Raw genomic sequence first — 7,227 nt, forward strand, 5'->3', positions numbered from 1 at the left:
TTGTTCATTTAATACTAAAAAAATAAAAGTAATTCGTTTCTTTGACAAACCCAATTTTCTCATACAGTCTCTGTGCCCCTATATTTTCTATCCCTGTCTCAAGCAGCACTCCTTTTGCATCCGTTTGCTTTGCAAAATCAAGCGCCGCCCGCATTAACTTCTCACCGAATCCTTTGCCACGCCCTTGTTCTTTTACATACAAATCATTTAACACCCATGTACGCTGCATACTGACAGATGAAAATGATGGATAAAGTTGTACAAATCCAATTGCCTTGTTGCCATCAAAAGCTATAAAAACAACAGATTCTTCATTGCTCAATCTGTCATTTAGGAATATCCTTGCGGCATCTACATTAGATGGTTGCTGATAAAATTGCCGATACAAGTCGAAAAGTTCGGTTAGTACATCTAAGTCATTTATTGTCGCTTGTACAATAGTCATGCGAAAGTCCCCCTCAATATAGTAGCTCTATGCGCTTTTCCAATCCTCTGTCAACATTCCGTAAACAACATGATCCACATAATGATCATACAACCATTCAGCCTGACGAATACAGCCTTCCTCTGTGAAACCTAATCTCTCTGGGATTGCTCTACTCTTTTTATTCTCTACAGCCGCGCGGATCTCCACACGGTTTAAGCCCAGGTCAACAATCGCATGGTTAACAAAGGCTTTAACCGATTGAGTCATTAACCCCAAACCTTCAAACCCCTCACCTAACCAATAGCCAATACTTGTCGATTTATTGTTCCAATCAATTTTATGAAACCCAATGACACCGGCAAGTTTCCCTTCATACCAAATACCTGCCTGAAATCCATTGTTATCCCCAAATTGTTTCATCGTTGATGTTATAAATGACGCTGTGTCCGCAGAGGTCTTCGTATAATCAATGAATGGCAGCCACTCTCTTAACCTTTCCCTTGATTGATCTGTTAAGTTGAATAAGGACTCTGTGTCTTGCGGAGCTAGCATCTTCAATACTGTCTTTTCATTAATCTGATACGTAAACATATAAACTTCCCCTTTTAAAACATTTTAGAAAATTATAACATAAGGAGTGAACGAAGTAATGAATTGAAAAAACTCTATTTCCATGTTGCTTCAGAAATAGAGTTTCTACTTGATACGCATGTTGAACAAAAGAACTAGAAATGATGATGTGAATAATCGGGAATAGAGTAACTTCCGTAAATTTACTTATTTTGCTCAAGGTATTGGTAAATCGCCATCATTTCTTGTTTATTCAATTCACGAATACGCTTGAAAATTAGAAGATTTGCAACAGGTGCAAAATCTAAGCTTTCAGTAACAACATCACTTACTGTACCCGTTAGCCATGTTTGCACGTCTATGCCTTCGACGATTTCCTTAAGTCCTTCATCATTAAAGCCGCTTTCATTACAGCTCACACATGGAATCGTTAATTTATATACTCCATCATGAAGATTATCTTCTGTAATGACTTTTTTTCCTTTACAGAATGGACATGGATAACTTTTTCTAATCTTATTAATGTGGGTAACAATTTTTTTATAGCCAAATGCTTCATAAACATATGTTAGCTTTTTGTATTTTCCATTTGTGAAATACTGATCTATAATGGTTTCTCTCGTCTCAGTAATATTGTCAAAATCGCAGATGGTAACCTGGTTGTTAATACTGATGGTTTCGATATTGCCTTCAATTCTATCCCAGAATGGCAAGGCATTTTGTAATACCGTTTCATAACCAACAAAACTTGCCATTTCCAATTCAAACATTTTCAATGCGACTTGTGTTTCCCTAGGCAACAGGGAGACATCTTCCGTCAAAGTCATGTCGCCACCAACAATGGCTTTCATTTTTACCAGTTCCGGTAACTGCCCTACTGTTTTCAAAACTTGATCAAGCGGCTGAAGAATAATGTCACGAATATCCGTGTCACCAAATTTGAGCTTTTTATGATGGCTTAGCACGGTTCCTTGGCAAATGGGACATGTTATCATCTCTTTCGATGCTTTCATCTGCTCTTTAATAGTCGATTTAGAAATGGACATATACATTCCAAGTATGTTATTAAAGCCTTGCCATGTTCTTTGCGCCTTACTTTCTTTATCATAAAACGATTTTTCCCAATACCCATATAAAAAAGTATGCTTCTCTGCTTCTGTCATCTCATTATAGCTTTTACTTATATCTTGACCTAGCTCATTCTTAATTTCACCAAAAATGAATTCCAATCGCTGATATTGATAATACTTTAAAACTTCCATGACATCAGAATGCAAGAGGCCATCCCAGAATGGTACGGTTTTGTCCTGAATCACAACATCAAAATCAAATTGTTCAATCACCCGACGACCCGAACAGCTTTGACAATGATTATCTTGGCGATAAAAATCGAAGCTTCTTGTGTCTTTATTGGTCGGATGAGCAGCCACAATATGGTTGATCAAGCCACCCATTTCATAAAGAAAACTATATTGACTATACAAATGCCGCTCCAGGTCAATCGCAATAACGGGTGCAATCGTTTCAGATTCGTATTCACCATAAATCAAACGAGCCATTGACGATAAGCTTTTTAAGATGCCGCCCTTATAAACGTTTTCTGCATTTTTAAAATAGGCAATCTGATTTTCTTTTAAATAGTGAATTCCAATTTGTTGATGAAGAGTAGAAGAAATTTGCGATGGCGCGACACCATCGGCATTGTCTTGACGACGGTAATACTCTTCATGACTAACAACGTCAAGATGCTTGACAGGTGCAAGCAGTCTTTTTCCAAAATCAATAATAAAGTCCGAGTTCTCTAACATATAAGCATTATGCTCAATCATGATTATGGAGACAGATTCATCCTCTAAAATTACCCTGACACTATCAATGAATTGGTTTAAAATATTTTGCGATAATCCTTTTGAAGGCTCATCAAAAATAAAGAGCGTATGTGGGTTTCGCGAGTTGGCAAACAGCTCAGAAACTAAATGGACACATTGAAATTCACCAGTCGATAAGGACTGTGTTTTTCTTTCCAATGTCAAATAACCAAGTCCCAATTTGATCAATAAGCTCAAGCGTTTATGTGCGATGTCCTCATTGGGTAACTCGTCAATAATATCTTCAATGGAACGCTCGAAAATATCATCAATGTCTTCACTATATTTGGCAAGCTTCCTTTTTATATCAAGAAACGTTGCTACTGTTGAACGACTCGTAATCGATTGGTTTCGATTTTGCCCGACCATGACCAGTTTATCTTTTGGATAGCGATTCAGAAAATCTTTGGCGATACACTCATTGACAAGTGTAGATTTACCGCAGCCAGACTCTCCTGTAAAGGTGATCAGTCTATTTTTAGGAATTCGAATGTCATCCATTTGAATATTACGACAGTGCAAATCATGAAATTGGTAGTATTCTGCTGGCGCCTCCTCATTTCGTTTTGAATCGATTGGTTCTGGACGAGGAGATTCTTCAACAATTTTCCCACCATATTTACCACTGCCAGGTCCAAAGAACAATTGCTCATCCGTCGTGTCGAGCACTGTGTCTGAATGGTCAATGAGCCAAATTTGATTTTTATAGCCCAGTTGTTTAATTTGCTCTAAAATCTTCAATAATGTTTGATGATCAAGACCTACGGAAATTTCATCAATAATAATAACGGTATTTTCACTTGTTGCCATAAATTCTGCCAAATAAAGTCGTGTCAGTTCCCCACCTGACAATGTCCCCATAATACGGTTTAATGTTAAGTAACCAATATTCATGTCGATTATATTTTGAAGGATATGTTGTTTCGCTTCGCTAATATGTAATTCTTCTCGAAGGGAAAGAATGGTTTCAATGCTTAAGTTATTAATAGCAGAAATGCTATGCAGCTGACCCGTTAATTCTAGCTGATACTGCTCAACTTCTGGATTATAGCGCTTCCCCTCACACTTTTTACATTCAATATTTTTAGTAGTTCCACGGCCTTTACAAGCTGTGCACCAGCCTAATTCATTATTGAAGGAAAAGGTTTCTGGAGAAAGATTAAATTTTTCAGCAAGCTTCTCACGAATTTCTTTAAAAACACCTGTATGAGTACCAATTGTTGAACGTGGGTTAGAGGAAATGGATGACTTTCCGAGAAAAAGCACTAAAGGCATTTCCTCCATTTTGATAGCGCTGAAATTCGTTTCCATAATCTCGGGGAATAGGTACTGATACTCTGCCTTTGGCAATAAAGAAACGAGGCGCTTCTTGGATTCCTCACCAATTGTTTGGCAAAAAGTTGTTTTACCAGACCCAGATAGACCAGCAATTCCTAACGATTGATTAACGGGAAGTGTAGCGTCCAATTGGTTAATATTATTCGCAATTAATTGATTGATGTTCATTGTAATCTCCTCTCCATTTTTTATTAATATTCCATTGGAATCTATTCTTTTTGCGTAAAGGTCTTGTAAACAAATCGGTAAGTGGTTGAACAGAGTTTCATGCACAAATAGCTGATAAATAAAATAAACAAGCATCACCAGTGGTAAGTTAAACCAAAAAAATCCAGCGAAGGTATGTCCAATATCCCCCATTGGTCGACCTGTCAAAAAGTATTCGAAATCAGGAGCCATACTTCCCAATACCAATGCAGAAAAATGAACATATCTGCTTTTTCTTGTGAATGGCAGTATCGCTGCTGGATGAGCAAAAGTTAGTGGCATCTTTTAACACTCCTATTTTTATACAACAAACCGCGTTCATTCTCACTAGTCAAAAAAATTCCACTGCACCGTCTTTGATGAATCAGTCATCTGAATAACTTCCATCATCCCACAACTCATCAATAAATTTTGTACCCAAGCGACAGTTAAATACTTATTTACATGTTCGACGGAACCAAACAGCTACCACTTCTTAAAAAGTGATAGACTATTTAGTTATTTATAGTATTAAAGTTTTATAAAAACAACACCATATGTTCTTCGTCAAAATAAGTGTCGCCGACTTTCAATGCTCTTTTCTCTGTGCCAAAGACCTCAAAGCCCAGTGAAACATATAGTTTTTTTGCGGGTTCATTTGTTGTGACGACTGTTAAATAAACTTGTTCTACGCCTACCCAGTCGTTTGCCATCTGAATGGCCTCTACCATCAAAGACTTGCCAATTCCTGATCCGCGCTGTTCTGGAGAAACATACATGGCGATAATATTTGTTCGATGTTGCAGTTTAACTAAGCTTTCCCTAAACAACGTAACCACGCCAACAAGCTGGTCATCTATAAAAGCGCCTATTGTTATAGAATCATTGGATTGGAACCTAAGTATGTATTTTTCAGTTGGCTGATCTTTCTCTTCTTCATAGCTTGAGCCAAATGCCTCGGGATTGATTTGTAAAGCCTTCAATCGAATGGCCAGATAAACTTCAGCATCTAGTGGTTTTAAACGTCTGATTTTCATATAGTCGAGCTCCTTCTGACAGCTACAAGATTCTTTAATTGCGTGAAATCGTCAATAACTTCATCGGCTTGTGCTAGTTCATCTTCTTGTGCAAAATCAAAATTACAGCCGATTGCTAGCAAGTTATTGTCTTTCGCTGCTTGAATATCAGACAATCGATCTCCAATAACAGCTCCTTTTTCAATATCGTATTGCTCAATGATTGTACGAACCAAATCGGATTTGTTTTGTGATTCAATTTGTTGGATACTAAATGTCTCCTTGATCCATCGATCTAACTTGTAATAGTCGACGATGGCTGCTAAGTATTCAGGTAACCCATTGCTGGCGATAAATAGTAAATAATTTTGTTTTGTTAGATAGTCCAGGACTTCCTCAACATTTGGGTATAGTGCCCCCTTACCTGCATGGATGTTTTCAATCAGTTTCTCAAGAAAAATGACGTTTACTTTTGCTCGTATGTCATTTGAATGATCAGGCATTAAAGTTTCCCAAACCACTTGCAACGGAACGCCCATAATTTCGCGGTACTCTTCGACGGGAGCTTGCTTGTCCCATAAACCTCTAGACTTTAAGTAATGAAAGGTTTCCTCCAATGATATTTCCAATATCTTATTTGTTTGAAATAGTGTGCCGTCCATATCGAAAATCATTGTATATGACATAATCTCAACAACTCCTAATAATGTAGTTATGAAAATTAGTAAATACTGATCTTTGTCTTATAGTTACTTTTAGTTTAATTTGTTTAATTATACCTTATTCAAAACGAAAATAAATAATAGCGAATCATTGTAATTTTCCTATTATTTGTGTAGCAGCCTATTCACTTAATAAATAACCAAAATAATTATTATTGTGTGAGATAAATCACAATGTCCAATAGTTATTACTGCTAACATTATAAATGAAGTTAGATATCATTTCCTAGAAGTGGTCGATTTTTTCTCACTATTATTTGAACTATTTTATCCCTCTTATAAAAGGAAATAATATAATGGAGGTTTTTAAAATGTTAGATAATAAATTGTCTGAATTAATTAGTCCTGAGGCTGTCATTAATTTTGAAACTGGTGCAATTAAAGCCAGCACCTTGGATTCAATTATCAACCTGTTACCATTTGAAATGGGTTTTTGTGATGCTGACGATATTTTCCGCTGGTATTCAAATAATCCAAACCGCCTTCATGGTCGCCGAAAAGAAGCAATTGGTCGCCATGTACTTGAACTTCATCCCAAAGTGTCTCATCACGTTGAGAAACTGTTGAATGATTTTCATTCAGGAACACGCGACGAATGGGAATTTTGGTTCCCAAAACGAACTGGTGAATCCGGTCAAATTTATCAAAAATTCATGGCAGTACGTGATGAAAACGGAAAATATCTTGGCTGTATGGATGTGACCATTAATATGGACCTTTTCCAAGGAAAAGAAGGTAAGCACACCCCTGAAACTATTGATGAGTTTATAGCTGTAAGGCCTGAATAAAAAATACCCTTTTCATTGATTGGGAACGTTTTCGGTCACATCAAGAGCATTCGGTCCTTCCGGAGATTTTTACTGTGGGATCTTGAAAAGGTGCATACGGAATTCGGGATTGTAGCATTGGTTCACAATCTCTTGAAAGTAGCAGGCATCCGTCAGCTGCTTTCAGGACTCAAACGCCAAAATACAATAACAGGTGGAGAAAAACGACTCGTTTTTCTCCACCTGTTTTATTTTAAGGATTTATTAGACAGCCTCTTTAGTTTCATTTCCTATTTTATCATGTACAATTTCGCTTACAATACGATATCTCTC

General features: G+C 37.0%; 7 protein-coding genes. 2 read left to right on the top strand and 5 right to left on the bottom strand.

Annotated elements, in window-relative coordinates:
- Positions 1-4: 4 nt before the first annotated feature.
- The 5 genes from R2B77_RS15605 to R2B77_RS15625 form a co-directional block, all read right to left on the bottom strand.
- The gene (locus R2B77_RS15605) at positions 5-445 is read right to left on the bottom strand and encodes a GNAT family N-acetyltransferase (RefSeq protein WP_203249112.1); all 441 of its coding nucleotides are present in this window, start codon (positions 443-445) and stop codon (positions 5-7) included.
- 27 nt (positions 446-472) lie between these two features.
- Complete coding sequence (locus R2B77_RS15610; RefSeq protein WP_203249113.1) at positions 473-1,018, bottom strand: GNAT family N-acetyltransferase; 546 nt, start codon at positions 1,016-1,018, stop codon at positions 473-475.
- A gap of 182 nt (positions 1,019-1,200) precedes the next feature.
- Positions 1,201-4,692: a DUF4184 family protein gene (locus tag R2B77_RS15615; RefSeq protein WP_203249114.1), complete on the bottom strand. Its 3,492-nt coding sequence runs from the start codon at positions 4,690-4,692 to the stop codon at positions 1,201-1,203.
- Positions 4,693-4,928: 236 nt separating this feature from the next.
- Positions 4,929-5,426, bottom strand: coding sequence for a GNAT family N-acetyltransferase (locus R2B77_RS15620; RefSeq protein WP_203249115.1), 498 nt, complete (start codon positions 5,424-5,426; stop codon positions 4,929-4,931).
- Positions 5,423-6,091 carry an HAD hydrolase-like protein gene (locus R2B77_RS15625; protein WP_203249116.1) on the bottom strand — a complete coding sequence of 223 codons (669 nt, stop codon included), beginning with the start codon at positions 6,089-6,091 and terminating at the stop codon, positions 5,423-5,425. The genes R2B77_RS15620 and R2B77_RS15625 overlap by 4 nt, the downstream gene beginning before the upstream one ends.
- 347 nt (positions 6,092-6,438) lie before the next feature.
- On the opposite strand from R2B77_RS15625, the gene R2B77_RS15630 reads away from it, so the two are divergent.
- The gene (locus R2B77_RS15630) at positions 6,439-6,915 is read left to right on the top strand and encodes a PAS domain-containing protein (RefSeq protein WP_203249117.1); all 477 of its coding nucleotides are present in this window, start codon (positions 6,439-6,441) and stop codon (positions 6,913-6,915) included.
- Between the two features lie 90 nt (positions 6,916-7,005).
- On the top strand, positions 7,006-7,227 hold a 222-nt coding region (locus tag R2B77_RS15635; RefSeq protein WP_322555746.1), incomplete at its 3' end, for a hypothetical protein.

The organism is Sporosarcina beigongshangi (assembly GCF_033485195.1).
GTDB lineage: Bacteria > Bacillota > Bacilli > Bacillales_A > Planococcaceae > Sporosarcina > Sporosarcina beigongshangi.

Excerpts from the sequence above, each read along its gene's own strand:
- R2B77_RS15605 (WP_203249112.1), bottom strand. The coding sequence starts at position 445 with ATGACTATTGTACAAGCGACAATAAATGACTTAGATGTACTAACCGAA.
- R2B77_RS15610 (WP_203249113.1), bottom strand. The coding sequence starts at position 1,018 with ATGTTTACGTATCAGATTAATGAAAAGACAGTATTGAAGATGCTAGCT.
- R2B77_RS15615 (WP_203249114.1), bottom strand. The coding sequence starts at position 4,692 with ATGCCACTAACTTTTGCTCATCCAGCAGCGATACTGCCATTCACAAGA.
- R2B77_RS15620 (WP_203249115.1), bottom strand. The coding sequence starts at position 5,426 with ATGAAAATCAGACGTTTAAAACCACTAGATGCTGAAGTTTATCTGGCC.
- R2B77_RS15625 (WP_203249116.1), bottom strand. The coding sequence starts at position 6,091 with ATGTCATATACAATGATTTTCGATATGGACGGCACACTATTTCAAACA.
- R2B77_RS15630 (WP_203249117.1), top strand. The coding sequence starts at position 6,439 with ATGTTAGATAATAAATTGTCTGAATTAATTAGTCCTGAGGCTGTCATT.